The organism is Bacteroides sp. OF03-11BH, from assembly GCF_003604005.1.
GTDB classification, from domain to species: domain Bacteria; phylum Bacteroidota; class Bacteroidia; order Bacteroidales; family Bacteroidaceae; genus Bacteroides; species Bacteroides ovatus.
Window position 1 is genome coordinate 2539 of record NZ_QTMW01000094.1, and the last position, 2091, is coordinate 4629.

At 56.0% G+C, this 2091-nt stretch carries 3 protein-coding genes; all 3 read left to right on the plus strand.

Features of this window, described 5'->3' with window-relative positions:
- Positions 1–560, plus strand: a 560-nt coding sequence (gene traN / locus DXA54_RS27480) for a conjugative transposon protein TraN (protein ID WP_120081178.1), incomplete at its 5' end; no start/stop codon positions are given.
- 2 nt (positions 561–562) lie between these two features.
- Positions 563–1138, plus strand: a complete 576-nt coding sequence (locus DXA54_RS27485; protein WP_032588474.1) for a conjugal transfer protein TraO — start codon at positions 563–565, stop codon at positions 1136–1138.
- An 8-nt stretch (positions 1139–1146) separates the two neighbouring features.
- Positions 1147–2046 carry a toprim domain-containing protein gene (locus DXA54_RS27490; RefSeq protein ID WP_004310298.1) on the plus strand — a complete coding sequence of 300 codons (900 nt, stop codon included), beginning with the start codon at positions 1147–1149 and terminating at the stop codon, positions 2044–2046.
- The last annotated feature ends 45 nt before the right edge of the window (positions 2047–2091 follow it).

The window sequence follows — 2091 nt, forward strand, 5'->3', positions numbered from 1 at the left end:
TGCTGCTCAACGTGGAGATGTGCGACTTCATCCATGACGGCGAGAAGGTGAACCGCCCGAACAATGCGCAGGAAATCTATCTGAAGGAACTGGGCAGCGAAAGCCCGATGCTGGTGCGCCTTATCATGAAGTCCATCCACAAGCAGAACAAGCGTGAGGTGAAGCACATCGGCTGCAAGCGATTCGGCATCCAGTACCTGCTGAAAGGTATCTACACGCATAATGGGTTACTCTATTTCCACACGGAGATAAAGAACCAGAGCAACGTGCCTTTCGATGTGGACTACATCACATGGAAAATCGTGGACAAGAAGGTGGCGAAGCGTACCGCCGTGCAGGAGCAGATTATCCTGCCGCTCCGTGCGCAGAATTACGCCACACTCGTGCCGGGCAAGAAGAGCGAGCGCACGGTATTCACGTTGGCGAAGTTCACCATTCCCGACGACAAATGCCTCGTGGTGGAACTCAACGAGGAGAACGGGGGGCGTCACCAGTCTTTCGTGATTGAAAACGAGGACTTGGTACGTGCCAATACCATCAACGAACTTCAAGTGCGCTGACCATGAGAAAGTACATCGCAATAATCATCGTGTCGCTTGCCCTGTTCACGGGGCAGGCGCACGCCCAGCGATGCCTGCCGAAGATGCAGGGCATCGAATTGAGAGCTAACCTTGTGGACGGTATGCGTTTAAGTGGCAACAATGGCGGTTACAGTTTCGGGGCGGCTCTCTCCACCTACACGAAGAACGGTAACAAGTGGGTGTTCGGTGGCGAATACCTCTTGAAGAACAACCCGTACAAGGATACCGCCATACCTGTGGCGCAGTTCACGGCGGAGGGCGGTTATTATTTCAAGATACTCTCCGACGCCCGTAAAATAGTGTTCGTCTATGCGGGGGCTTCGGCTCTCGCCGGATATGAGTCGGTGAATTGGGGCGAGAAAGTGCTGCATGACGGCTCCACGCTCCATGACCGGGACGCCTTCATCTACGGCGGTGCGCTGACGCTCGATGTGGAGTTTTACGTGGCTGACCGTATCGCCCTGCTCGCCAACCTCCGGGAGCGCCTGCTGTGGGGTGGCGACACACGGAAGTTCCATACGCAGTTCGGGGCGGGCGTCAAGATAATCATCAACTGACACGTCGCATGGAACGGACGGACATTGAGAATATGAGGCAGATACCCATTGCGGACTTTCTCGCACGGCTGGGACATGAGCCTGTCCGAAGGAGCGGAAACGAGCTGTGGTATCGTGCGCCATACCGCAGTGAACGCACGCCCTCCTTCCGTGTGAACGTGGCGAAACAGCTCTGGTACGACTTCGGCTTGGGCAAGGGCGGCGACATCTTCACGCTTGTCGGGGAGTTTACCCGAAGCGGGGATTTCATGGCGCAGGCGAGATTCATAGCGGAAACCGCCCGTATGCCGCTTGCCGCAGCAGAAAAGCCGTTGTACCTGCCGGAACCGTCCGAACCTGCCTTTGAGGGAGTGGAAGCCGTCCCGCTGCTCCGCTCTCCGCTGACGGAGTATTTGAAGGAAAGAGGCATCCCTTATGCCGTTGCATCCCGCCACTGCTGCCGCCTGAACTACGGCGTGCGTGGTAAGCGGTACTTTGCCGTCGGCTTTCCGAACGTGTCGGGCGGCTATGAAACCCGAAGCCGCCGTTTCAAGGGTTGCGTACCACCAAAGGACGTGTCGCTGGTCAAGGCGGGGGACATCCCGGCGGACGTGTGCAGCGTGTTCGAGGGCTTTATGGACTTCCTGTCCGCCGTCACGCTCGGTTTGGCAACGGGTGACTGCCTTGTGCTGAACTCCGTCGCCAACGTGGAAAAGGCTTTGAAACATCTGGACGGGTACGAGCGCATCGACTGTTACCTCGACCGAGACGAAGCCGGACGCAGGGCAATGGAAGCCCTGCGGACACGCTACGGAGGAAAGGTGACAGACCGTTCCGGCATCTATCAAGGCTGCAAGGACTTGAACGAGTACCTGCAACAAGTATCAAGAAAACAACAAAAGAACAACAATCTAAAAATCAAAGAATAATGAACATACTGAACAACAAGAACAAGAGAACATCAATCTTCAAGG

What these genes read in the sequence shown, in the direction of transcription:
- DXA54_RS27485 (WP_032588474.1), top strand. Translation starts at nt 563, where the DNA reads ATGAGAAAGTACATCGCAATAATCATCGTGTCGCTTGCCCTGTTCACG.
- DXA54_RS27490 (WP_004310298.1), top strand. Translation starts at nt 1,147, where the DNA reads ATGGAACGGACGGACATTGAGAATATGAGGCAGATACCCATTGCGGAC.